Here is a 22,608-nt window from a genome sequence, read left to right as displayed (position 1 = left end):
GGGTGGCGCTTATTAGCGCTTGATGATGCAGGAAGGCAATGACAAGTACCGACCCGCTGCTCCAGCCATTCCAACTCAAGCACCTGACGCTCAAGAACCGCGTCATGTCGACCAGCCACGAGCCGGCCTATTCCGAGGACGGCATGCCCAAGGAGCGCTACCGGCTCTACCATGCCGAAAAGGCCAGGGGCGGCATGGCGCTGACCATGACGGCGGGGTCGGCGATCGTCTCGCGCGACAGCCCCGCCGCCTTCGGCAACCTGCACGCCTATGACGACGCCATCGTGCCGTGGCTGGCAGAACTTGCGGAGGCCTGCCACGAGCACGACTGCAAGGTGATGATCCAGCTCACCCATCTCGGCCGGCGCACCAACTGGAACAAGGCCGACTGGCTGCCGGTGCTCAGCGCCTCGCCGGTGCGCGAGGCCGCCCACCGCACCTTCCCCAAGACCGCCGAGGACTGGGACCTCGACCGCATCGTCGCCGACTACGCCTCCGCCGCCCAGCGCATCCAGGCGGCAGGCCTGGACGGCATCGAGTTCGAGGCCTACGGCCACCTGATGGACGGGTTCTGGTCGCCGGCGACCAACCAGCGCGGCGACGAGTATGGCGGCACGCTCGACAACCGCCTGCGCTTCACCTGGCGGGTGCTCGATGCCGTGCGCGCGGCGGTGGGGCCGGACTTCATCGTCGGCATCCGCATGGTCGCCGACGAGGACATGGAGAAGGGGCTGTCGAAGGACGAGGGCGTCGACATCGCCCGCCGCCTTGCCTCGTCCGGCAAGATCGACTTCCTCAATGTCATCCGCGGCCACATCGACACCGATGCAGCCTTGACCAAGGTCATTCCGCTGCATGGCATGCCGTCCTCGCCGCATCTCGACTTCGCCGGCGAGGTGCGGGCGGCGACGAAGTTCCCGGTCTTCCACGCCGCACGCATCGCCGATGTCGCGACCGCACGCCACGCGATCGCCAGCGGCAAGCTCGACATGGTCGGCATGACGCGCGCCCACATCGCCGACCCGCACATCACCAGGAAGGTGATGGCGGGCGAGGAGCACCGGATCAGGCCTTGCGTCGGCGCCACCTACTGCCTCGACCGCATCTATGAGGGCGGCGGGGCGCTGTGCATCCACAACGCCGCGACCGGCCGCGAGGCGACGATCCCGCATGTGATTTCGCGGACCGACGGGCCGCTGCGCAGCGTCGTGGTGGTCGGCGCAGGCGCTGCGGGCCTCGAAGCGGCGCGAGTGCTCGCCGAGCGCGGCCACAAGGTGACCGTCCTCGAAGCATCGAGCCAGGCCGGTGGACAGGTGCGGCTCGCAGCCCAGAACCCGCGCCGGCGCGAACTCATCGGCATCGTCGACTGGCGGCTGGCCGAGTTGGAGCGCCTCGGCGTCGAGATCCGCTACGACATCTGGGCCGGCAGCGACGACGTTCTGGCGCTCGACCCGGACGCGGTGGTGATCGCCACCGGCGGCCTGCCGCAGAACCCGCCGCTCGATACGGGCGACGATCTGGTGACGTCGAGCTGGGACATTGTCGCCGGCAGCGTCAAGCCGGCCGAGAACGTGCTGCTCTATGATGACAATGGCGGCCACCAGGGCATGACGGCTGCCGAACTGATCGGCAAGGCCGGCGCGAAGCTGGAGCTGGTTTCGCCCGAGCGCTTCTTCGCGCCCGAGATCGGCGGCATGAACCACGTGCCCTACATGGAGGCGTTCCATCGCTATGGCGTGAAGATCACCATCAACACGCGGCTGAAATCGGTCAGGCGCGAGGGCAACCAGCTCGTCGCCACGCTGTCCTCCGACTTCGCCGCGGGCTGGAGCGAGGAGCGCCGCGTCGACCAGGTGGTAGTCGAGCACGGCACGCTGCCGCTCGACGACCTCTATCTCGAGCTCAAGCCGCTGTCGAAGAACGGCGGCGCGATAGACTACGAGCGCCTCGTCAACGGCGGGGAGATATTCCCTGACAAGAACCCCGACGGCCGTTTCCTGCTCCTGCGCATCGGCGATGCGGTCGAGGCCCGCAACATCCACGCCGCCATCTATGACGGCATCAGGTTCGGCCTGAGGATCTGAGCGGCTGGCCGGCCACTTCGCCGGAGAGCCAACGGACGAATTCGCGCAGGCCAGGCCGGTCCTCGCCGCCGGGTCTAAAGGCCAGCCGGTAGGGAAATTCGCCGGCGATGCGGTTGGGCGAGGCCATCACCAACTGGCCGGCGGCGAGTTCCCGTTCGGCGAGGATCTCCGGCACGAGCGCCACGCCGAGGCCGGCGACCGCGGCTTCGACGACCATCGAGAACTGCTCGAAGCGGTGGCCGCGCAAGGTGGTGCGCGGGTCGACGCCGGCGGCCTGGAACCACTGCAGCCAGAGCGTCGGGCGTGTCGACTGTTGCAGCAGCGGCAGCGCGGCGAGTTCGACGTCGTCGAGCGCGGCCCGGCCGTCGAGCAGCGCCGGCGACGCCACGACGACCAGGTCCTCGTCGAACAGGCGCAGCATGCCCGGCTGGCCCGCTTCCACCGGACCGCGCTGGATGGCGGCGTCGAAGGCTTCGGTTTCGAGGTCGACCGTCTCCAGCCGCACCGCGAGGTCGATGGCGACATGCGGATGGGCGGCGTGGAACCTCGCCAGCCGCGGTATCAGCCAGCGGTCGGCAAGAGTTGCAAGGACAGCAAGGCTGAGGACGTCGGACTGGCCGCCGAACGCCATGGTGCGCACCGCCGCCTCGTGCAGGCTGTCGAGGATCTCTTCGGCATCCCGTGCGAAACGCCGGCCGGCATCCGACAGCGTGAGGCGTTGCCGGACACGATGGAACAGCGCCACGCCCAGCCGGTCCTCCAGTTGCCCGATCGAGCGGCTGACTGAACTCTGGGTCAGGTTGAGCTGATCGGCGGCGCGAATTGTCGTGCCATAGCGGGCGCAGGCGCGAAAGGCCTCAAGCTCGGCAATTGTAGGTACATAGGCACGGCGCATCGGCGGTCCCGGATTCGAGTTTATCGAATTTACGCATAAACTGTGCGAGATTACTTGTTAGCGAAATGGCTCGATGCGGTCTAGGATGGGTCAAATCACCTTATTCTCCGGAGGAACCATGAGCGCATCCACACCGGTAGGCGGCGGCAGCTTCGTCTGGGCCGATCCCTTCCTCCTCGAAGACCAGCTGACCGAAGACGAGCGGATGGTGCGCGATGGTGCTGCGGCCTTCGCCGCCGACAAGCTCGCCCCGCGCATCGAGAACGCCTATCTCGAAGAGAAGACCGACCCGGCGATCTTCCGCGAAATGGGCGAGGCCGGCCTGCTCGGCATCACCGTTCCCGAGGAATATGGCGGCCTCGGCGCCGGCTACGTGACCTACGGGCTGGTGGCGCGCGAGGTCGAGCGCGTCGATTCGGGCTATCGCTCGATGATGAGCGTGCAGTCGTCGCTGGTGATGTTCCCGATCTACGCCTACGGCTCCGAAGAGCAGCGCAGGAAGTATCTGCCCAAGCTCGCCTCGGGCGAGTGGATCGGCTGCTTCGGCCTTACCGAGCCGGACGCGGGCTCCGATCCGGGCGGCATGAAGACTCGCGCCGAGAAGACCGCCGGCGGCTACCGTCTGACCGGCTCGAAGATGTGGATTTCCAACGCGCCGATCGCCGACGTCTTTGTCGTCTGGGCGAAGTCGGCCGCGCACGACAACCAGATCCGCGGCTTCGTGCTCGACAAGGGCATGAAGGGCCTGTCGGCGCCCAAGATCGAAGGCAAGCTGTCCCTGCGTGCCTCGATTACCGGCGAAATCGTCATGGAAGGCGTCGAGGTGGGCGAAGAGGCGCTGCTGCCCAACGTTTCGGGTCTCAAGGGACCATTCGGCTGCCTCAACCGCGCCCGCTACGGCATCTCCTGGGGCGTGCTGGGCGCCGCCGAGGATTGCTGGCATCGCGCCCGCCAGTACGGCCTTGACCGCAAGCAGTTCGGCAAGCCGCTTGCCGGTATGCAGCTCTACCAGAAGAAGCTGGCCGACATGCAGACCGAGATCGCGCTCGGCCTGCAGGCCTCGCTGCGCGTCGGCCGCCTGATGGACGAGCACAAGTTCGCCCCCGAAATGATCAGCCTGGTCAAGCGCAACAACTGCGGCAAGGCCCTCGACATCGCCCGTCAGGCCCGCGACATGCACGGCGGCAACGGTATCCAGATCGGCTACCACGTCATGCGCCACGCGCAGAACCTGGAAACGGTCAATACCTATGAAGGCACGCACGACGTGCACGCGCTGATCCTGGGCCGCGCCCAGACGGGGCTGCAGGCCTTCTTCTGAGGCTTGCCGGCAAGGCGGGAAATCCGGCGGCCGCGACGCAGCGCTTCGCGGCCGCCGCTGTTTCATGGGCTGGTCGAAGCGCCGAAGTGCGATCCGGTTTCGCTTGCGGGTTTAGGCGGTGCGATTGCGATGCGACTTTCGCGCGAATTGTTTCAGGGCATTGAAACATTCCAGTCTTCCTCGGCTTCAAGCTGTTACATGACCCCAATATCTCCCGACTGTCGGCGATTTGCCGGGCAGCAGAGGGGGCTTGTCGATGACGGTTCAAAAAGAGGCTGTAGATGCCGGCCAGAATCTATGGTTCGGCGAGAATCTGATGATCATCCGCGTGCCGGCGAGCGCGGGTAGCGACGGAATAAGCATTGTCGAATGCCGCATGCCGCGCGGCGGCTCGACGCCGCTCCATGTCGAACTGAGCGGCGACGACATCATCCACGTCCTCGAGGGGGCGATGCGCTTCCGGGTCGACGGCGAGCATTTCTCCGCCCATTCGGGCCAGACCGTGGTGTCGCCCAAGGGCCTGCCGCACGTATTCCGCGTCGAACCGGGAGAGGGCAGCATCTGCCTGATCGTCACCCAGGGCGGAGAGTTCGAGCGGATGGTCCGTGAGATGAGCCTGCCGACATCCGCCGGGGGACAGCATGGGCCAACGCGGGTCACCGAAACGGGCGAAAGCTTCTTCGACGGCTCGATGCCGGCAACAATCCAGGTCGTCGGCGCACCGTTACTGTAGCGCCGATGCTGGGGCTGGACGGGTGCGGGGGCGTGTCCGTCCAGCCACCATTTCTAAGCGGTGCAGGCGAAGATCGGTGCACCGAAGGCCGAAGTGTCCACGTCGAGGCCGAGACCCGGTCCATCCGGTAGGCGCATCGTGCCGTTGGAAATAGCAAAGTCGCCGCGCCCGTTCGCGACCGTCACCCAATTGTGGAAGTCGACCGTGTGCTGGCGCAGCGTTTCCGGCGTCGACAGCAGCAGGCCCGAATAGGCTGCCGTGTCGATCTGCGCGCCGCCGGTGTCTTCGATCGTGACCTTGAGGTTCTTGGCGACCGCGATGTCGCGGAGCAGCTTGGCCTTGGTCGGTCCCCCGACGCGCGCGAGCTTGATGGTGATGCCGTCGACCAGCCCGTCCGCGATCGCCCTGAGCAGCACGTCGACTCCGTCGATGGTCTCGTCCAGCACCAGCGGCCGCTCGGTGGCGCGGCGGACTGCGAGGTTTTCCTCGTAGCTCGCGCAGGGCTGCTCCAGCATGTAGTCGAGGTTGCGCGTCGCCATCAGGAAGCGCCGCGTCTCGGCCGTGCCCCAACTGGCATTGGCGTCGCAGAAGAGCACCGTGTCCGCCGGCACGGCAGCGCGGACGGCCTCCAGCCGGGCGATGTCCTCGTTGACGTCGAGGCCGACCTTGACCTGCAGGCGGCGATAGCCCTCGGCGATGTATTTCGTCGCCCTTGCGGCCATGGCGTCGGGTCCCTGCTGTGCGATGGAGCGATAGAGCGCAAGGCTTGTCCCCTCGGGGCCGCCGCTCATGGCCGCCAGCGACAGGCCCGAGCGCCTGCCCGCGAGGTCCCACAGCGCCATGTCGATGGCCGACTTGGCGTAGGGGTGGCCCTTGAGCAGCAGGTCCATGCGCCGGTTGAGGGCTTCGATGCCGGCGCCATCGCAGCCGAGCAGCTGCGGCGCAAGTTCACGCATCGCCTCGCGGGCCCCGGATGCAAAGGCCGGATCATAGAAGCTGCCGAGCGGCGCCATCTCGCCATAGCCGGCGATGCCGTCGCGGCTGACGATCTCGACGATGGTCGAATCGAAACCCTCGGCGCTGCGGCCGCCGGAACAGCGGTAGGTGCCGTCGCGAAACGGCTGCCACTGCCGGAAGATGCGGATGGTCGAAATGCTGGTGTCGGCCATGGTGTCCCCGTGCTGCTGGACCAGATCGACGTCGAGCTTAGCCCGCCCGGTCGCGCTTCGCGGCAAGGGAAGCGGCGTGCGCGGGCGTCGCTTTCGTGACAGGGAGCGGCGAACCGCGTGCAGCCTGACCTTCGCTTTTTGTTCGAAAATCGCGCGAATTGTTTCAATACGAAGATACAGCTTTCGTATTCGGTGAATTCGAGTGGATACACAGCGCCTCTAGATCGATGCCGACGCCGGCAAGGCGCCTCCCATCTGTCGAAAGGAAACCCAGTGACCATCCACACGAAGACTGAGAACCGCGGCGAATTGCTGTGGTTCAACGGCACCCTTGCGACCATCCGGCTTTCGGGCGAAGCGGGTGCGGACACGATCAGCGTGATCGAGCATCTGATGCCCTACGGCTCCTCGCCGCCGCTCCACATCCACCGCAACGAGGACGAGGTGTTCCACATCCTCGAGGGCGTGGTGCGGTTCAATGTCGGCGGCAAGGACCTCTACGGCCATGCTGGCCAGACCATGCTTGCGCCGAAGGGCATTCCGCACAGCTACCGCGTCGAATCCGCGGAAGGCGCGCGCTGCCTGACCGTCACCACCCGCGGCGACTTCGAACGCATGGTGCGCGAGGTCAGCATTCCGGCCGCCAAGGCGGAAGTCCCGCCGCAGGTCGCGCCGACCCCGGAGGTCATCAAGGCATTGACCGAGGCCTGCGCCCGCAACGGCATCGACATCATCGGCGCGCCGCTCGCCTGATTTTGTTGGCGGACGGATGACGGCAACCTCATTCGTCCGTCCCATCGCATTTTAGGTGGCTTTTCGGTCGGCCTGAGACGACACTCTGCCCAAGTGGCACTCTCAATCGGGCAGCAAGAAGATGAGCCAAGCGTTTGTTTCACATCTGGCTTCCGAACTGGAAGCGCTGAAGACGGCAGGCCTCTACAAGTCCGAGCGCGTCATCACCTCGACCCAGTCTGCCGAGATCGAAGTCGCCGGCGGCCACAAGGTGCTGAACTTCTGCGCCAACAACTATCTTGGCCTCGCCGACAGCCATGAATTGCGCGAGGCGGCCAAGGCCGCGCTCGACCGCTATGGCTACGGCATGGCCTCGGTGCGCTTCATCTGCGGCACGCAGGAGGAGCACAAGGAACTCGAGGCCAGGATTTCCGGCTTCCTCGGCATGGAGGACACGATCCTCTATTCGTCATGCTTCGACGCCAATGCCGGCCTGTTCGAGACCCTGCTGGGCGAGGAAGACGCCATCATCTCCGACGCGCTCAATCACGCCTCGATCATCGACGGCGTCCGACTGTCGAAGGCCAGGCGCTTCCGCTACGCCAACAACGCCATGGCTGCGCTGGAGGAGGAACTGAACAAGGCCGAGGGTTGCCGCTTCAAGCTGATTGCCACCGACGGCGTGTTCTCGATGGACGGGATCATCGCCAACCTTGGGGGCGTCTGCGATCTGGCCGAAAAGCATGGGGCGATGGTGATGGTCGACGACAGCCATGCCGTCGGTTTCGTCGGCACCAACGGTCGCGGCACGCCCGAGCATTGCGGCGTCGAGGGCAGGGTCGACATCATCACCGGTACGCTCGGCAAGGCGCTTGGCGGCGCCTCGGGCGGCTACACGGCGGCCAGGCGCGAAGTCGTCGACTGGCTGCGCCAGCGCTCGCGGCCCTATCTGTTCTCCAACACCCTTGCTCCCTCCATAGCCGGCGCCTCGATCAAGGTGCTGGACATGATCGCCGGGGGCGGGGCCTTGCGCGAAAAGCTCTACGCCAATGCCGCGCGCTTCCGCGCCGGCATGGGCAGGCTCGGCTTCACGCTCGCCGGCGCCGACCATCCCATAATTCCGGTGATGCTGGGCGATGCCGCTCTGGCGCAGGAGATGGCCGCACGCATGCTGAAGCGCGGGATCTACGTGATCGGCTTCTCTTTCCCGGTGGTGCCGAAGGGCCAGGCGCGCATCCGCACGCAGATGTCGGCGGCGCACTCGGCCGAGGATATCGATCGCGCGGTCGCGGCGTTCGGCGAGGTCGGCCGCGAACTGGGCGTGATTTCCTGAAGCCGCGAAAGCGATTCTGGATCAAGGGATTCGGAGGAAAAGACGATGTCCAACATGATGCGCGCGCTGGTGAAGGCCAAGGCCGAACCCGGTATCTGGATGGAAGAGGTGCCCATCCCCGAGATCGGCCCCAACGACGTGCTGATCAAGGTGCGCAAGTCGGCGATCTGCGGCACCGACGTCCACATCTACAACTGGGACCAGTGGGCGCAGAAGACGGTCCCGGTTCCGATGGTGACCGGCCATGAATTCGTCGGCACGGTCGCCGATTTCGGCGCAGGCGTGAACGACTACAAGGTCGGCCAGCGGGTGTCCGGCGAAGGGCACATCGTCTGCGGCCACTGCCGCAACTGCCGCGCCGGGCGCGGCCATCTGTGCCGCAACACGCTCGGCGTCGGCGTCAACCGGCCGGGCTCCTTTGCCGAATACGTCGTCATCCCGCAGCACAACGTGGTGCCGATCCCCGACGACGTGCCAGACGAGGTGGCGGCGATCTTCGACCCGCTGGGCAATGCCGTGCACACCGCGCTTTCCTTCGATCTGGTGGGCGAGGACGTGCTGGTGACCGGCGCCGGGCCCATCGGCATCATGGGAGCGATGGTCGCCCAGTGCGTGGGGGCAAGAAAGGTCGTCATCACCGACATCAATCCGACGCGGCTGGCCCTCGCGCGCAAGATGGGCATCCACCATGTGGTCAACGCCGCGAAGGAAAAGCTCGTCGACGTCATGCGCGAGGAGGGCATGACCGAGGGCTTCGACGTCGGCCTCGAAATGTCGGGCTCGGCCGTGGCCTTCCGCGACATGATCGAGACCATGAACAATGGCGGCAAGATCGCCATCCTCGGCATCGCGCCGACCGGCTTCGAGATCGACTGGAACAAGGTCATCTTCAAGATGCTGCACCTCAAGGGCATCTACGGCCGCGAGATGTTCGAGACCTGGTACAAGATGATCGCGCTGGTGCAGGGACCGCTCGACGTGACCGGGCTGATAACCCACCGGATCGGCATCGACGACTTCCAGGCGGGCTTCGATGCCATGCGCAGCGGCAATTCCGGCAAGGTCGTCATGGACTGGTAGGCGTTGGGAAAGTTTTTTCACTGTAAGGCGAAATTTTCGAACAAAGCTGCGTTGCCAAATTCCCCCGTGATTTGCTATTCAGGCGGGCCTTTTCGCCGGGGGGTACGACTTGCGCCGCCACATACGAACCCTTACCGCACGCCACGAGCCCAAGGGGCACTTCGTCGCCCATTTGAAATCAGGGTCGGGGGCGGTCATCGGCCTGTCGGCGGTCGGTGGCCTGACGTCGCTCACCGGCATCCCCATGCTGATCGCCCCGCTGGGCGCCACCGCGGTGCTCATGTTCGGGCAGCCCGCCAGCCCCCTGGCGCAGCCGATCAACGTGTTCGCCGGCTACTTCATCGCCACGCTCCTCGGCGTCGGCGCGGCGATGGCCTTTCCTGGGCTGTGGGAAGTGTCCGCCGTGGCCGTCGGCCTCTCCATCGCGCTCATGCTGATGTTCCGCGTCACGCATCCGCCCGCAGGGGCCATCCCGCTGGTGGCCACCGCATCGCCCTATCAGAGCGGGACGCTGTTCGTCGTCGTGCTCGCGGGCTGCATAAGCCTGCTGCTTCTGGCGCTCGTCCTTCACTGGATTCCGCCCCGCGCGCAGTATCCACGGCGCGTCGACTGACGCTTTCGCCTTGCCTCGGCCGTGCCCGACGCTCTACCGTCGGACCGAACAGGAGGCACCGCATGATTTCCTACTCCCCGGGACGGGACGCATGAGCGGCCGCCTGGTCCTGCTCGGCACCAAGGGCGGCCCCGCGATCAGGCCCGGCGGCCCGTGGCCAACTTCGACGCTGCTGGAACTCGGCGGGCGCAGGATCGTGATCGATTGCGGGCTCGGCGTCACCCGCGGCCTGACCGACGCGGGCCTCAGCCTCAAGGCGCTCGACCTCGTCTTCGTCACCCACCTTCATTCCGACCACGCGCTCGAGCTGGGGCCGCTCATCCACACGGCCTGGACGGCAGGCCTTGCAACGCCGGTCAAGGTGTTCGGACCCGTTGGGTTGAATCGATACTGGCAGGGTTTCCTCCAATCGCTTGAATTCGATATCGAAACCCGCATCGACGACGAGGGGCGGCCCGACCTGCGCCAAATGGTCGAGATCGCCGAGTTCGGCGAGGGCATCGTCATGGGAGACGGCGAACTCGAGGTCCGCGCGTTGCGCGTCGACCATCCGCCGGTGACCGAGTGCTTCGCCCTGCGTTTCGACTGCGGCGGCATAAGCGTCGTCGTTTCGGCCGACACCGCGTTCTTTCCGCCACTTGCGGAATTTTCGCGCGGCGCCGACGTTCTTGTTCATGAGGCGATGCTTCAGGCAGGCGTCGAGCGGCTCGTCGCCCGAACCGGCAACGGCGCACGGCTGCGCGAGCATCTGATGGCGAGCCACAGCCTAGCCGAGGAAGCCGGCACGATCGCCGCGCGTGCCGGCGTCGGGCGGCTGGTGCTCAATCATCTGATCCCGGCCGACGACGTCGAGATCGGCGAGGCCGACTGGATCGAAGCTGTCAGGAAAACGTGGTCCGGTCCCTTGACGATCGGCCGTGACGGGCATGTTCTTTCAGTCGGGGGCATCCAAGGCGGGAATCGGGAGGATCGACATGAAACTGGCAACACTCAAGAGCGGAACGCGTGACGGACAACTGGTGGTCGTTTCACGCGACCTGACGCGCTACACCGACGCCTCATTCCTGGCGCCCGATCTGCAGGCAGCGCTGGATGATTGGCGTCGCATCTCCCCGCATCTCACGACGCTCGCCGAGTCGCTCGAAATCGGCGCGGTGCCGTCGGCCCGCTTCCATGAGCACGATGCGCTTGCCCCGCTGCCGCGGGTCTATCAGCGCGTCGGCGGTGGCGATGCCTTCATTGCCCCGCGCGACCCGATCGAACTCACGGGCAAGTCGCGCGACGCAAGGGTGGAGGCTTCGGTTGCGGCCATTGTCACCGACGTCGGATTGGCGACCGGAGAGGCCGGCGCCCGCGAGGCGGTGGCCTTGCTGGTGCTTGCCGCCGATACCGTGCTCGACGGCGGCCAGACCGGAACTTCCACCTTGTCGCCGGTGGCGGTGACGCCCGACGAACTCGGCGGTACCTGGGATGGCGCCGTACATCTGGCGCTGTCGGTTGGATCGCGGACCGTCGCGACCGGAGGCTGGACTCCGTTTCCGCAACTCATTGCCAATGCGACCGTCGGGCGCCCGCTCCACGCAGGTGCGGTGGTTCGCGGCGGCGCCGAAGTCATATCCGCATCGCTCGGCGACACCGTCCGTATCGAGATGAAGGACGCGGCCGGCCATTCTATCTTCGGCGCCATCGAGCAGCAGATCGGCCGCTACGGCCCGCCTTTGCCCTGATCGAGGCGTTGCAGGACGAGGCAATGGACCTGACGAGCCACTTCCGCCGCATGGCGCGGAACAACCTGTGGTCCAACGACCGCATCCACCGCGCCGTGACGGCCCTGCGGCCAGGCGAGTTCGAGGCCGGGCGCACGAGCTTCTTCCCGTCGCTCGGGGAAACCCTGAACCACATCCTCGAGGTCGACCTCTACTACCTCGACATGATCGAGGAGGGCGGGGAGGGACGCGGCGTTTTCGCGAAGTTCAGAGCTTTCGACGAGGCCGCCAAGCTTGCCGAGGCACAGGCGGCATGCGACCGCCGCCTCGTAGCCTGCTGCGATCGGCTGTCGGAAGCCGATCTCGGCCGGCAGGTGCTATCGGATCGCGGCGAGGCTGGGCAGGTCCCGGAGCGCATCGGCGACCTGCTCGCCCATCTCTTCATCCACCAGATCCATCATCGCGGCCAGGTGCACGCGATGCTGTCCGGCACGTCGGTCGCGCCGCCGCAACTCGACGAGTTCTTCCTCGACTACGATCTCCGGTTCCGTGGCGAGGAAGTCGAGCGGCTTGGGCTTTAGGCGACAGCCACGTCGTAGCGCGCTTACATAGGGTCAGTGGTGAGGACGGCGAGGTTCTCGACCTGAGCCTGGGCGATCAGCAGCCGGTCGAACGGGTCACGATGGTGACTCGCGAGATGCTCGACCCGCGCCGCATGGTGCTCATTGATCGATAGGATTGGAATTCCGCGTGCATTGAGCAGTTGCACCATGTCGCCCTCAACGACCAACTTGCCGCTGGCGCGCTTGATGGCGATTTCCCAAATGGAAACAGCACTTACGACGATACCTTCGCCGTTGGCGATGATCTGGCGATGATTGGACGAAATCCGATCATCGTCGCAAATAGCCCAAAGGAGGACGTGCGTGTCCAGAAGGAACCTGAGGCCGCTCACTTGATGTATTCGTCCCATTCGGGACCAAGCTCGTCGAAGTCGTCGGCAATCCAGACTTTGCCCTTCATCGCGCCAATTATGCTTTGACGCGATGATGCCATTTCCACGGGGGCCGCAATCTTGGCTACAGCCTTGCCGTCGCGAGTAACTATGATCTCCTCGCCGGCTTCCACCCGTTCGATGAGTTCAGAAAACTTTGCCTTGGCTTCTGCGACCGAAATGTTCATGGCGCGATCCTTGCGACAAATAATTTAGGTCACAATCGCTTGTCATGCAAACCCGCCCGTCGCTTGCCGGTCAGCCCTTGCTCTGCTGGATCGCCATGTAGAGGTTGGTGCAGCGGGTGCCGGAGCGGCAATAGGCGAACACCGGACCTTCCATCTCGTCGAGCGCTCCGGCCATGTCGGTGACGTTGTCGACGGTCATCTGGCCGCTGATGACGGGAATGTGGCGGAAGGCGAGGCCGGCAGCTTCGACCGCTGCCTTGACGCTCACGGCGGACGGCTGGCCCGGCTGCTCGTCGTCGGGACGGTTGCAGATGACGCTCTTGAAGCCGGCGGCCTTGATGGCGGCGACGTCGGCCGGGTCGATCTGGCCGGAAACCGAGTAGCCGTCGGTGATCTGGCGGTATTCCATGGTAGTCCTCGCAGGTGCTTGGCCGCTGTGGCGGCGGTTCGGCGCCAGTCTTGCCACTGTCGGCGCGGCAGGGCAACCGTCGAATGGCTGCCCCGCCAAGACGTGAAGTCCGAGCCTCAGCTGCCCAGGATCGCACCCTTTATCGTGCCGATATTGTTCTTCATCAGGTCGATGTAGGTCGGCGCGGGGCCGTTGGCCTTGGAAAGCGCGTCGGAATAGAGCGTGCCGCCCACCGTCACGCCCGTCTCGGCGGCGATCTGTTCGACGAGGCGAGGGTTGGTGATGTTCTCGACGAAGATCGCCGACGCCTTGTCCTCGCGCACCTGCCTGATCAGGGCTGCGACGTCGGCCGCCGAGGCCTCGGCTTCGGTGGAAATGCCTTCAGGCGCCAGGAAGGTCACGCCGTAGGCATTCTCGAAGTATCCGAAGGCGTCGTGCGAGGTGATGATCGTCCGCTTGTCGGCCGGAATGGCTTCCACCGATGCCTTGATGTAGGCCTCGGCCTCTGAAAGTTCGGCCGTGTAGCGTGCGGCGTTTGCCTTGTAGGCGTCACAGCCGGCCGCGTCGGCGGCGCAGAAGCCGCCGGCGATGTTGCTGACATAGATCTTGGCATTGGCGACGGATTGGAACGCATGCGGGTCGAAGCCGCCATGGTGGCCATCCTCGGCGGTGCCTTCCTGCTCGTGCGAATGCGCTTCCTTCATCTTGAGCGGCTCTATGCCCTTGGTCAGTTCGACGATCGAGGCCTTCGTGGCGCTCGCCTCGACCAACCGCTGCAGGAAGCCCTCGAATTGCAGGCCGTTGACCAGCACCACGTCGGCCTTGGACATCGTCACCGCATCGGCGGGTGACGGTTCATAGACGTGAGCGTCGCCGTCGGGACCGACCAGCGTGGTGAGTTCGATGCGGTCGCCGCCGACATTCCTGGCGAAATCGCCGATGATCGAGAAGCTGGCCACGACCTTGAGCGGCTCGGCGGAGAAGGCCGTCGTCGGAGTCGATGTTAATTTTATAACAGTCAAAGCGGAAGCGAGGCCAATCAGTCTGTGCATGGGCATGTCCTTCTGCGAGTGGATCAGGCGGTGCGGTGGCGGTGGTGGCGCAGCTTGGTGTTGAAGATGCCGCGCGTGCCGAAGAATATCGATGCGGCATAGATCGTGCCGGCCGAGAGGATGATCGCGGGACCCGAGGGCAGGGAGCCGTGGTAGGAGATCAAGAGGCCCGCGATGCAGGACACTGCGCCGAAGGCAAAGGCGAGCACGCACATGGGTTCAACGCGCGCCGTCCAGAAGCGGGCCGCAGCCGCCGGCAGCATCATCAGGCCGACCGACAGCAGCGTGCCGAGCGCCTGGAAGCCGCCCACGAGGTTGAGCACCACCAGGCCGAGGAAGATGAAGTGCACCGGCGTTCCGAGGCGGCTGACCGAGCGCAGGAACAGCGGGTCGAGGCACTCGGCGACCAGCGCGCGCCAGAAGACCGCGAGCGTCAGCAGCGTGACGCCGGAAATCAAGGCGATCAGGGTCAGGGCGTCGTCGTTGAGCGCGAGCACCGTTCCGAACAGCACATGCATGAGGTCGACGCTCGATCCGCGCAGCGAGACGATCAGCACGCCAAGTGCCAGCGAGATCAGATAGAAGGCCGCCATCGAGGCGTCCTCGCGTTGCACGGTGAAGCGCGAAACCGCGCCGGCCCCGAGCGCCACGATGACGCCGGCAACCAGCCCGCCGATCGTCATCGGCACGATCTGCAACCCGTAGAGCAGGAAGCCGGCCGCAGCACCGGGCAGGATGGCGTGGGCCATGGCATCGCCCGTCAGGCTCATCCGCCTCAGCATCAGGAACACGCCGACCGGGCAGGCGCCAAGCGCAAGCAGCAGCGAGCCGGCCAGCGCACGCTGCATGAAGCCGAATTCGACGAAGGGCGCGATCAGCAGGTCATACATGGTCAGGCGGGCCTCGGGCCGGATTCATGGTCGGGGCGGTCGTGGATATCGCCGTGCTCATGATGGTGGTGGCCGTCATGGCCATGCGCATGGGCATGCTCATGGCCGTCGTCCGGCGCGCACCAGGGCGCATCGTCGTGCCATGCTTCGTCGAAACGCCGAGCCCTCAGCAGGTTCTCGGCGCGCAACGTGTCCGCCGTCCGGCCCCAGGCGACGGGTCGGCGTGCCAGAAGCAGCGTGTCGGGGAAATTGGCCCGCACGAGTTCCAGGTCGTGCGCCACGACCATCACCGTCCGGCTCTCGCCGTGCCAGCGCTTGATGAGCGCGATGAGGTCGCCGATGGTCTTGGCGTCGACCGCGTTGAACGGTTCGTCGAGCAGGATGAGGTCGGCATCCTGGACGAGCACCCGGGCGAAGAGGGCACGCTGCAACTGGCCGCCCGAAAGCGTGTCGATGGCGCGCTTTTCGAAGCCTTCCAGGCCAACGGCCATCAAGGCATGGGCGACCGCCTCGCGGTCGTCCCGGGTGTAGCGCCCGAGCAGTCCACGCCGCGGCCACAGCCCGAGCGAGACGAGGTCGACCACGCGCGCCGGAAAGCTGCGGTCGAGTTCCGACTGCTGCGGCAGGTAGGCGATACGCTTGCCGTCGGCGACCGCGCACTGGCCCGACATCGGCTTCAGCACGCCGACGATGCCCTTCATCAGCGTGGACTTGCCGGAGCCGTTGGCGCCGACCACGGCCGTCAGGGAGCCTGCGGCGATGGTGCCGTTGAGGTGATGCACGGCCGGGTGGCTGTTGTAGCCAAGCGTCAGGTCCTCGAATGTCAGGCAGGCTTCGGGCATGTTTTTCCTGGCCGCGTTACCGATGCCCTTTCGATATGTGATGTTATTACATTAGTCAACAATCCGAAGGGGCCGCTGGCCAGGAACTCCTCCGGCGGGCAGACTTCCGCACCTGGCCCACGGATTTCGTGGCCTGCGGCCTTGCGCCGAGGGGGCGGCAATCTCTAAAGAGGGCACCACCCAACGGAAGGAGAACTCCATGAGCGTTCGTCGTATCGACATCGGCCCCCGCATGAGCCAGGTCGTGATCCACAACAACACGGTCTACCTGGCAGGCCAGGTCGGCGCCCCCGGCGAAAGCGTGGCTGCGCAGACCAAGACCATCCTGGCCGAGATCGACTCGCTGCTGGCCAAGGCCGGCACCGACAAGACCAAGATCCTCCAGGCGATCATCTGGCTGGACGACATGTCGACCTTCGCCGAGATGAACTCGGTTTGGGATTCCTGGGTGCCGCAGGGCCACACCCCGGCTCGCGCCACCGGCGAGGCCAAGCTCGCCGCGCCGGAATACAAGGTCGAGATCATCGTCACGGCCGCTGCCTGACGTGTTGCGCGCCGCCGTCGCGGCGGCACGATGCAAAAAATGCGCCGCGCCCTCCTGGATGGAGGCGCGGCGTTTTCTTTGCCGGGCAGCTTAGAGCAATTCCAGGAAAAGTGCGCAGCGGTTTTCCGTCCGGAATTGCGCAAAAACAAAGAGATAGATCGTTTCCGCGCTTCGAAGAAAATCGGAACTGCTCTAGCTGTCGTGCGGCGTGAAGCGTGCCACCACGGCATGAGCGTTGGCGGGATAGGTGAACCGCACATGCGTGACCGGGCGGTCGGCACTCCAGGTCCGGCGCTCGATGACGAGGCAGGCCGCCCCGGGCGCCAGGTTCAGCTCCGCCGCGACCTCGGGGTCGGCGGCCGTGGCGCGGATCACATGCTCGGCGCTGCTCCACGGCACTTGCCCGATCAGCCAGGGGCCGGGAGCCGCATCCGCGAACCGCGCATCCGCCGCTTCCGGCACCGCGCCCAGGTTGATGAGGCGGTCCTCGACGCAGAACGGCCGCGCCCCGGCGTGATGCAGGCACTGCAGCGCCAGCACCTGTCCGGAGGACGACTGGTCGGCGCCCAGGCGTTCGCGGTCCATGGTCGTCGCGCGGCGCCTGGTCTGCGAGATGAGTTCGTAGCGATAGGGAAGCCCCAGCGCCTCGACCTCGATGCGGATGTCGTGGATCTCGAGCACCGCAGCCTGCGATTGCGGCCGGCGCACGAAACTGCCCGAGCGGCGGCGCCGCTCGATCAGGCCGGCCTTGGCGAGCTGCGACAGCGCCTTGTTCACCGTCATGCGCGAGCAGCCGTATTCTTCGGTGAGCTCATGCTCGAACGGGATGCGATGGCCGGGGCCCCATTCGCCCGAGACGATACGGTCGCGGATGTCGCCAAGGATGCGCTGGTGGAGCGACGTCGCGCCATCGCTCCCGGCAAATTCTTCGGCAATCGCCATTTCCACACCCGAATCAGGCACGTTCGTCTCCACTATCCGGCCGTCAGTTCCATCATCACCGCGCGGAATCTAGCCGCAATAGCATCGCGACGGAAATGTGCGCCACCGGACACCACCTTGCGGCCGCGCGTCCACACGCCGTCGACCTTGCCGGCGCGGGCGAACACCCAGGCATCGAGGATCTGGTCGCCGGCCTTGCCTGCGAGGGTGGGGTGGTTCCGGTCGAGGGAGACGAAATCGGCGGAGGCGCCGACGGCAAGCGCTGCCGCCCCGGCGCCAAGCGCCTGGCCGCCGCCTGTCAGCGCCCCCTCGAACAGCCAGCGCCCGGTCGAGTGTGCCGGCACGGCGAGCACGTTACGGGCGCGGTGGGCGAGGCGCTGGGAGTATTCCAGCATGCGCAGCTCTCCGCCGACGCCGATCTCGACATTCGAATCCGAGCCGACGCCGAAGCTGCCGCCATGTTCCGCAAACAGGGGAGCGGGGAACACCCCGTCGCCGAGATTGGCTTCGGTGATCGGGCAGAGACCCGCCACTGCCCCGGTGCGGGCGAAGGCGATCGTCTCGGCCTCGGTCATGTGGGTGGCGTGGATCAGGCACCAGCGTGCGTCGACGTCGGCGTGCCGCAGCAGCCATTCGACCGGCCGCGACCCGGACCAGGCGACGCAGTCCTCGACCTCCTTGACCTGTTCGGCGATATGGATGTGGATCGGACCGGTGGTCATCGCTGTCGCGGCCGCGAGCTCGTCCGGGGTGACTGCCCGCAGGCTGTGCGGCGCGAGGCCGATCACTGCGCCGTCGACGCCCTTCAGGGCTTCGACGCTCTTTTCAAGAAGCCGCGCGAAGCGATTCGTATCGTTGATGAATCGGCGCTGGCCCTCATTGGGGGCGGCACCGCCGAATCCGGAATGGGCATAGAGCACCGGAAGCAGCGTAAGCCCGATGCCGGTGGCCGTCGAAGCGGCGGCGATGCGCTCCGCCATCTCGGCGATGTTCGCATAGGGGCTGCCGTCGCGGTCGTGATGCAGGTAGTGGAATTCGCCGACGCGGCTGAAGCCGGCCTCCAGCATCTCGACGTAGAGTTGTGACGCGACCGCTTCGACCTGGTCGGGCGTCATATTCAGAGCGAACTTGTACATGACCTCGCGCCAGGACCAGAAGCTGTCGGCGGACGGGCCGCGGATTTCCGCAAGCCCGGCCATGCCGCGCTGGAAAGCATGGCTGTGCAGGTTGGGCATGCCGGGAACGACGATGGCCTGCAGCTCGTCATGCGGCTGCTTTGCGGCCCCGATTTCCACCGACGCGATTCTTCCGTCCGCGATGCCGAGCCTGACATTCTCATGCCAGCCATCGGCCAGCAGCGCCTGCTCCGCAAAGATCGTCTCCACCATTTTTTCCTCGCTTTCTCGCAACTCGCACATTACCGCTTGCATCGCGTTTCGTTATGTATATACATATTCGCAACCAGAGGAAACGAAAAAGATCATGGCTGGAGAGCAATCAAAGGCAGCGGCAACGGTGTGGCGCAACGCGCGCCTGGCAACGTTGGCCGAAGCCGCGCCGGGCCTAGGCGTCGTCGAAAAGGGTGCGATCGCTGCCCGCGACGGCCGCATCGTGTTCGCCGGCGCGGAAGCCGACATGCCGCGGAATCTCATCGAAGCTGCGGCGGTCGTCGACTGCGAGGGCCGCTGGATCACGCCCGGCCTGATCGACTGCCACACCCATCTGGTCCACGCCGGCAACCGCGCCAACGAGTTCGAGATGCGCCTTGCCGGGGCGACCTATGAAGAGGTGGCGCGGGCAGGGGGCGGCATCGTCTCCTCGGTCAAGGCGCTGCGCGCAGCGAGCGAGGACGAGTTGGTCGCGCAGAGCTTGCCGCGCCTCGATGCGCTGATCGCGGAAGGCGTGACGACGGTTGAGATCAAGTCTGGCTATGGGCTGGATGTCGAGAACGAGACGAAGTCGCTGCGCGCCGCGCGCCAGCTGGCCGAAAAGCGTCGGGTGAGCGTCCGCACCACCTTCCTCGGCGCCCATGCGCTGCCGGCGGAAGCCAATGGCGACAAGGACGCCTACATCAAGCTCGTTGCCGGTCCGATGCTGGAGGCGATCGCCGCCCAGGGCCTGGCCGATGCCGTCGACGGTTTCTGCGAGGGCATTGCCTTCTCGCCCGAGCAGATGGCGCGCGTCTTCGATGCCGCCAAGGCCAAGGGCCTGCCGGTCAAGCTCCATGCCGACCAGCTGTCCAATCTCGGCGGCGCGGCACTCGCCGCAAGCTACGGCGCGCTTTCGGCCGACCACCTCGAATACACCGACGAGGCCGGCGCCGCCGCCATGGCGAAGGCTGGTACCGTCGCCGTCATCCTGCCCGGCGCCTACTACTTCATCAGGGAGACCAAGAAGCCGCCGGTCGACCTGTTCCGGCGCGCCGGCGTGAAGATGGCGGTCGCCACCGACAACAACCCGGGGACCTCGCCGCTCACCTCGCTGCTTCTGACCATGAACATGGCGGCGACGCTGTTTGCCATGACGGTCGAGGAGTGCATCGCGGGCACCACCCGCGAGGCCGCACGTGCCTTGGGGCTGCTTGCCGAAACCGGCACGCTGGAAGCCGGAAAATGGGCCGATCTCGCCATCTGGGATGTCGGGAGCCCTGCAGAACTCGTCTATCGCATGGGGTTCAACCCGCTCCATGCCCGTATTTGGAGAGGAATATGACAAAGCTCGTTCTCAAGCCAGGCAACGCCACGCTCGCCGACTGGCGCGCGATCTATCGCGGCGCGGTGCCCGAACTCGATCCGGCCTGCCGCCCCAAGATCAAGGCGAGCGCCGAGGCGGTGGCGAAGATCGTCGCCAAGGGCGAGCCGGTCTATGGCATCAACACCGGGTTCGGAAAGCTGGCGAGCGTTCGCATCCCCGCTGCCGACCTCGAGACCCTGCAACGCAACATCGTCCTGTCGCATGCCGCCGGTGTCGGCGAGGCGATGCCGGTGGCCGTCACCCGCCTGATGATGGCGCTCAAGATGGCGAGCTTGGCGCAGGGCGCGTCCGGCGTGCGGGAAGAAACCATCGACCTGTTGCAGGCCATGCTTGCCCGTGACGTCATCCCGGTCGTCCCGGCTCAAGGGTCGGTCGGCGCCTCCGGCGACCTCGCGCCGCTGTCGCACATGACCGCGACGATGATCGGCGTCGGCGACTGCCACACGCCCCACGGCATCGTCCCGGCCAAGGTCGCTTTCGTCACCCATGGGCTGGAGCAGATCACGCTCGGCGCCAAGGAAGGCCTGGCGCTGCTTAACGGCACGCAGTTCTCGACGGCCTACGCGCTGGCCGGCCTGTTCGAGGCTGAAAACCTCTACCAGTCGGCGCTGGTCACCGGCGCGCTGTCGACCGATGCCGCCAAGGGATCGGACGCGCCGTTCGACCCGCGCATCCACCTCCTGCGCAAGCATCGCGGCCAGATCGAGACGGCCGACACGCTGCGCAACCTGATGGTCGGCAGCGCCATTCGTGAAAGCCACCGCGTCGGCGACGAGCGCGTGCAGGATCCCTACTGCCTGCGCTGCCAGCCGCAAGTGATGGGCGCTGCCCTCGACGTTCTGCGCAAGGCGGCCGACACGCTCGCCACCGAGGCCAACGGCGTCACCGACAATCCGCTGATCTTCGCCGAGGACGGCACCGCCCTGTCCGGCGGCAACTTCCATGCCGAACCGGTTGCCTTCGCGGCCGACATGATCGCGCTGGCCGTCTGCGAGATCGGTTCGCTGTCTGAGCGCCGCATCGCGATGCTGGTCGATCCGGCGCTGTCCGGCATGCCGGCCTTCCTGACGCCCAAGCCGGGTCTCAACTCGGGATTCATGATCCCGCAGGTCACCGCCGCGGCGCTGGTCTCGGAAAACAAGCAGAGAGCCTATCCGGCGAGCGTCGACTCGATCCCGACTTCGGCCAACCAGGAAGACCACGTCTCCATGGCCGCCCATGGCGCCCGCCGGCTGCTGGCGATGATCGAGAACGCCAACGGCGTGCTCGGCATCGAACTGCTCGCGGCAGCGCAAGGCTGCGACTTCCACGCCCCGCTGGCGTCGAGCGCCTCGCTCGAGGCCGTTCGCAAGCTGGTGCGGTCCGAGGTTCCGCATCTCGACGACGACCGCCACTTCCATCCCGACATGGAGAAGGCGATCGCCATGGTCCGCTCCGGCGCGATCGTGCATGCCGTCGCCGGGGTCGACCTGCCGCACATCTCGGGAGCCCAGGCATGACCGAGGCCTCCTGGCTGACGGTGAAGCGGGGCGACGCCCCGCTTCTGGTCAGCATCCCCCACACGGGAACCGATCTCGCTGGCCTCGAGGACGGGTTCGTCTCGCCCTGGCTGGCGCGGCGCGATACCGACTGGTGGATCGAGTATCTCTATGAGTTCGCAGCGAACCTCGGTGCAACGGTGGTGCGGACGGCGATTTCGCGTTCGGTCATCGACGTCAACCGCGACCCTTCCGGCGCCTCGCTCTATCCCGGACAGGCGACGACCGAGCTTTGCCCGACGACGACGTTCGACGGCGAAGCGATCTGCAAGCCCGGGCATGAGCCGGACGAGGCCGAGGTGGCGCGCCGCCGCGCCGCCTATTTCGAGCCCTACCATGCCGCCCTGGAAGGCGAGATCGCCCGCCTGAGGGGGCTGCATCCGCGGATCGTGGTCTACGACTGCCATTCGATCCGGTCGGTCATTCCTCGGCTGTTCGAGGGAAGGCTGCCACTGTTCAACCTCGGCACCAACTCCGGCGCGAGCGCCGATCCCGAGCTGCAGGACAAGGTTGCGGCATTGATGGCCGCGAGCGGCCGCCCCTGGGTGGTCAACGGCCGCTTCAAGGGCGGCTGGATCACCCGCCGCCACGGCCGGCCGGAAAGCGGCGTTCACGCGCTGCAAATGGAGCTGTCCTGCCGCGGCTACATGCTCGAGCCGGAAGGCAAGGTCGAGCCGGCCAACTGGCCGAGCCGCTACGACCCCGATTTCGCCGCGCCGATGCGCGCGACGCTCACCAACATCCTCGAAACCGCGCTCGCCTGGGCGAGCGGCCGAAACTCCTAGGAGG

Annotated in this window: 24 protein-coding genes; 14 read left to right on the top strand and 10 right to left on the bottom strand. The window is 66.1% G+C overall.

What is annotated here, in order from left to right:
- The first annotated feature begins 38 nt into the window (after positions 1 to 38).
- Positions 39 to 2,084: an NADH:flavin oxidoreductase gene (locus tag PV773_RS21300; RefSeq protein WP_347968283.1), complete on the top strand. Its 2,046-nt coding sequence runs from the start codon at positions 39 to 41 to the stop codon at positions 2,082 to 2,084.
- Here PV773_RS21300 and PV773_RS21295 read toward each other — a convergent pair.
- Positions 2,062 to 2,979 carry a LysR family transcriptional regulator gene (locus PV773_RS21295; protein ID WP_347968282.1) on the bottom strand — a complete coding sequence of 306 codons (918 nt, stop codon included), beginning with the start codon at positions 2,977 to 2,979 and terminating at the stop codon, positions 2,062 to 2,064. The two genes, PV773_RS21300 and PV773_RS21295, sit on opposite strands and share 23 nt — an antisense overlap.
- 118 nt (positions 2,980 to 3,097) lie before the next feature.
- Here PV773_RS21295 and PV773_RS21290 point away from each other — a divergent pair, with 118 nt between their 5' ends.
- Together PV773_RS21290 and PV773_RS21285 are read left to right on the top strand one after the other, a co-directional pair.
- Positions 3,098 to 4,300, top strand: a complete 1,203-nt coding sequence (locus PV773_RS21290; protein ID WP_347968281.1) for an acyl-CoA dehydrogenase — start codon at positions 3,098 to 3,100, stop codon at positions 4,298 to 4,300.
- Positions 4,301 to 4,556: 256 nt separating this feature from the next.
- Entirely contained in the window at positions 4,557 to 5,033 is a 477-nt protein-coding gene (locus PV773_RS21285) for a cupin domain-containing protein (protein ID WP_347968309.1), read from the top strand.
- A gap of 53 nt (positions 5,034 to 5,086) precedes the next feature.
- Here the strand turns inward: PV773_RS21285 and PV773_RS21280 are convergent, their stop codons facing one another.
- Positions 5,087 to 6,202, bottom strand: a complete 1,116-nt coding sequence (locus PV773_RS21280) for a mandelate racemase/muconate lactonizing enzyme family protein (protein ID WP_347968280.1) — start codon at positions 6,200 to 6,202, stop codon at positions 5,087 to 5,089.
- Between the two features lie 273 nt (positions 6,203 to 6,475).
- Here PV773_RS21280 and PV773_RS21275 point away from each other — a divergent pair, with 273 nt between their 5' ends.
- The 7 genes from PV773_RS21275 (at position 6,476) to PV773_RS21245 (ending at position 12,247) form a co-directional block, all read left to right on the top strand.
- Positions 6,476 to 6,955 carry a cupin domain-containing protein gene (locus PV773_RS21275; protein ID WP_347968279.1) on the top strand — a complete coding sequence of 160 codons (480 nt, stop codon included), beginning with the start codon at positions 6,476 to 6,478 and terminating at the stop codon, positions 6,953 to 6,955.
- Between the two features lie 121 nt (positions 6,956 to 7,076).
- Positions 7,077 to 8,267: a glycine C-acetyltransferase gene (locus tag PV773_RS21270; protein ID WP_347968278.1), complete on the top strand. Its 1,191-nt coding sequence runs from the start codon at positions 7,077 to 7,079 to the stop codon at positions 8,265 to 8,267.
- A 45-nt stretch (positions 8,268 to 8,312) separates the two neighbouring features.
- Complete coding sequence (tdh, locus tag PV773_RS21265) at positions 8,313 to 9,347, top strand: L-threonine 3-dehydrogenase (RefSeq protein ID WP_347968277.1); 1,035 nt, start codon at positions 8,313 to 8,315, stop codon at positions 9,345 to 9,347.
- Positions 9,348 to 9,519: 172 nt separating this feature from the next.
- Entirely contained in the window at positions 9,520 to 9,960 is a 441-nt protein-coding gene (locus PV773_RS21260) for an HPP family protein (RefSeq protein ID WP_347968276.1), read from the top strand.
- A 91-nt stretch (positions 9,961 to 10,051) separates the two neighbouring features.
- A complete protein-coding gene (locus PV773_RS21255; protein ID WP_347968275.1) occupies positions 10,052 to 10,969 on the top strand; it encodes an MBL fold metallo-hydrolase in 918 nt (305 codons plus the stop codon).
- Positions 10,935 to 11,687, top strand: a complete 753-nt coding sequence (locus PV773_RS21250) for a fumarylacetoacetate hydrolase family protein (RefSeq protein ID WP_347968274.1) — start codon at positions 10,935 to 10,937, stop codon at positions 11,685 to 11,687. The genes PV773_RS21255 and PV773_RS21250 overlap by 35 nt, the downstream gene beginning before the upstream one ends.
- Positions 11,688 to 11,710: 23 nt before the next feature.
- Entirely contained in the window at positions 11,711 to 12,247 is a 537-nt protein-coding gene (locus PV773_RS21245) for a DinB family protein (protein WP_347968273.1), read from the top strand.
- Positions 12,248 to 12,270: 23 nt separating this feature from the next.
- Here the strand turns inward: PV773_RS21245 and PV773_RS21240 are convergent, their stop codons facing one another.
- From PV773_RS21240 to aztA, 6 genes are all read right to left on the bottom strand, one after another.
- On the bottom strand, positions 12,271 to 12,621 hold the full coding sequence (locus PV773_RS21240; RefSeq protein WP_347968272.1) for a type II toxin-antitoxin system VapC family toxin: 351 nt from the start codon (positions 12,619 to 12,621) through the stop codon (positions 12,271 to 12,273).
- Positions 12,618 to 12,848 carry a type II toxin-antitoxin system prevent-host-death family antitoxin gene (locus PV773_RS21235; RefSeq protein WP_347968271.1) on the bottom strand — a complete coding sequence of 77 codons (231 nt, stop codon included), beginning with the start codon at positions 12,846 to 12,848 and terminating at the stop codon, positions 12,618 to 12,620. The genes PV773_RS21240 and PV773_RS21235 overlap by 4 nt, the downstream gene beginning before the upstream one ends.
- A 70-nt stretch (positions 12,849 to 12,918) precedes the next feature.
- A complete protein-coding gene (locus PV773_RS21230; protein WP_347968270.1) occupies positions 12,919 to 13,257 on the bottom strand; it encodes a TIGR01244 family sulfur transferase in 339 nt (112 codons plus the stop codon).
- Positions 13,258 to 13,373: 116 nt separating this feature from the next.
- Positions 13,374 to 14,309 (bottom strand): zinc ABC transporter substrate-binding protein AztC, encoded by a 936-nt coding sequence (aztC, locus tag PV773_RS21225; RefSeq protein WP_347968269.1) that lies wholly within the window; start codon positions 14,307 to 14,309, stop codon positions 13,374 to 13,376.
- A gap of 23 nt (positions 14,310 to 14,332) precedes the next feature.
- Positions 14,333 to 15,199: a zinc ABC transporter permease AztB gene (gene aztB / locus PV773_RS21220; RefSeq protein WP_347968268.1), complete on the bottom strand. Its 867-nt coding sequence runs from the start codon at positions 15,197 to 15,199 to the stop codon at positions 14,333 to 14,335.
- A gap of 2 nt (positions 15,200 to 15,201) precedes the next feature.
- Complete coding sequence (aztA, locus tag PV773_RS21215) at positions 15,202 to 16,041, bottom strand: zinc ABC transporter ATP-binding protein AztA (protein ID WP_347968267.1); 840 nt, start codon at positions 16,039 to 16,041, stop codon at positions 15,202 to 15,204.
- 199 nt (positions 16,042 to 16,240) lie between these two features.
- Between aztA and PV773_RS21210 the strand changes: the two genes are divergently transcribed.
- Entirely contained in the window at positions 16,241 to 16,585 is a 345-nt protein-coding gene (locus PV773_RS21210; RefSeq protein WP_340035864.1) for a RidA family protein, read from the top strand.
- Positions 16,586 to 16,777: 192 nt separating this feature from the next.
- Here the strand turns inward: PV773_RS21210 and hutC are convergent, their stop codons facing one another.
- Positions 16,778 to 17,527, bottom strand: coding sequence for a histidine utilization repressor (hutC, locus tag PV773_RS21205; RefSeq protein WP_347968308.1), 750 nt, complete (start codon positions 17,525 to 17,527; stop codon positions 16,778 to 16,780).
- Positions 17,528 to 17,559: 32 nt separating this feature from the next.
- Positions 17,560 to 18,912 (bottom strand): formimidoylglutamate deiminase, encoded by a 1,353-nt coding sequence (locus PV773_RS21200; RefSeq protein ID WP_347968307.1) that lies wholly within the window; start codon positions 18,910 to 18,912, stop codon positions 17,560 to 17,562.
- Between the two features lie 97 nt (positions 18,913 to 19,009).
- Here PV773_RS21200 and hutI point away from each other — a divergent pair, with 97 nt between their 5' ends.
- From hutI to hutG, 3 genes are read left to right on the top strand one after another with little or no spacing between them, the layout of a single operon-like run.
- Positions 19,010 to 20,239, top strand: a complete 1,230-nt coding sequence (hutI, locus tag PV773_RS21195; protein ID WP_347968266.1) for an imidazolonepropionase — start codon at positions 19,010 to 19,012, stop codon at positions 20,237 to 20,239.
- On the top strand, positions 20,236 to 21,780 hold the full coding sequence (gene hutH / locus PV773_RS21190) for a histidine ammonia-lyase (RefSeq protein ID WP_347968265.1): 1,545 nt from the start codon (positions 20,236 to 20,238) through the stop codon (positions 21,778 to 21,780). Before hutI ends, hutH begins: the two co-directional genes overlap by 4 nt.
- Positions 21,777 to 22,604, top strand: coding sequence for an N-formylglutamate deformylase (hutG, locus tag PV773_RS21185; RefSeq protein WP_347968264.1), 828 nt, complete (start codon positions 21,777 to 21,779; stop codon positions 22,602 to 22,604). The genes hutH and hutG overlap by 4 nt, the downstream gene beginning before the upstream one ends.
- The last annotated feature ends 4 nt before the right edge of the window (positions 22,605 to 22,608 follow it).

This window comes from Mesorhizobium sp. CC13 (assembly GCF_039907765.1).
GTDB lineage: Bacteria > Pseudomonadota > Alphaproteobacteria > Rhizobiales > Rhizobiaceae > Aminobacter.
The sequence above is the reverse complement of the archived record's forward strand: the minus strand, read 5'-3'. Positions and strand labels throughout refer to the sequence as shown.

Bases quoted from the DNA above. Each gene is read 5' to 3' on its own strand.
- PV773_RS21295 (WP_347968282.1), bottom strand. From the start codon at position 2,979: ATGCGCCGTGCCTATGTACCTACAATTGCCGAGCTTGAGGCCTTTCGC.
- PV773_RS21255 (WP_347968275.1), top strand. From the start codon at position 10,052: ATGAGCGGCCGCCTGGTCCTGCTCGGCACCAAGGGCGGCCCCGCGATC.
- PV773_RS21280 (WP_347968280.1), bottom strand. From the start codon at position 6,202: ATGGCCGACACCAGCATTTCGACCATCCGCATCTTCCGGCAGTGGCAG.
- PV773_RS21285 (WP_347968309.1), top strand. From the start codon at position 4,557: ATGACGGTTCAAAAAGAGGCTGTAGATGCCGGCCAGAATCTATGGTTC.
- PV773_RS21245 (WP_347968273.1), top strand. From the start codon at position 11,711: ATGGACCTGACGAGCCACTTCCGCCGCATGGCGCGGAACAACCTGTGG.
- PV773_RS21270 (WP_347968278.1), top strand. From the start codon at position 7,077: ATGAGCCAAGCGTTTGTTTCACATCTGGCTTCCGAACTGGAAGCGCTG.
- PV773_RS21210 (WP_340035864.1), top strand. From the start codon at position 16,241: ATGAGCGTTCGTCGTATCGACATCGGCCCCCGCATGAGCCAGGTCGTG.
- PV773_RS21250 (WP_347968274.1), top strand. From the start codon at position 10,935: ATGAAACTGGCAACACTCAAGAGCGGAACGCGTGACGGACAACTGGTG.
- aztC (WP_347968269.1), bottom strand. From the start codon at position 14,309: ATGCACAGACTGATTGGCCTCGCTTCCGCTTTGACTGTTATAAAATTA.
- aztB (WP_347968268.1), bottom strand. From the start codon at position 15,199: ATGTATGACCTGCTGATCGCGCCCTTCGTCGAATTCGGCTTCATGCAG.
- PV773_RS21235 (WP_347968271.1), bottom strand. From the start codon at position 12,848: ATGAACATTTCGGTCGCAGAAGCCAAGGCAAAGTTTTCTGAACTCATC.
- PV773_RS21300 (WP_347968283.1), top strand. From the start codon at position 39: ATGACAAGTACCGACCCGCTGCTCCAGCCATTCCAACTCAAGCACCTG.
- hutC (WP_347968308.1), bottom strand. From the start codon at position 17,527: ATGGCGATTGCCGAAGAATTTGCCGGGAGCGATGGCGCGACGTCGCTC.
- hutI (WP_347968266.1), top strand. From the start codon at position 19,010: ATGGCTGGAGAGCAATCAAAGGCAGCGGCAACGGTGTGGCGCAACGCG.
- PV773_RS21230 (WP_347968270.1), bottom strand. From the start codon at position 13,257: ATGGAATACCGCCAGATCACCGACGGCTACTCGGTTTCCGGCCAGATC.
- tdh (WP_347968277.1), top strand. From the start codon at position 8,313: ATGTCCAACATGATGCGCGCGCTGGTGAAGGCCAAGGCCGAACCCGGT.
- hutH (WP_347968265.1), top strand. From the start codon at position 20,236: ATGACAAAGCTCGTTCTCAAGCCAGGCAACGCCACGCTCGCCGACTGG.
- aztA (WP_347968267.1), bottom strand. From the start codon at position 16,041: ATGCCCGAAGCCTGCCTGACATTCGAGGACCTGACGCTTGGCTACAAC.
- PV773_RS21290 (WP_347968281.1), top strand. From the start codon at position 3,098: ATGAGCGCATCCACACCGGTAGGCGGCGGCAGCTTCGTCTGGGCCGAT.
- hutG (WP_347968264.1), top strand. From the start codon at position 21,777: ATGACCGAGGCCTCCTGGCTGACGGTGAAGCGGGGCGACGCCCCGCTT.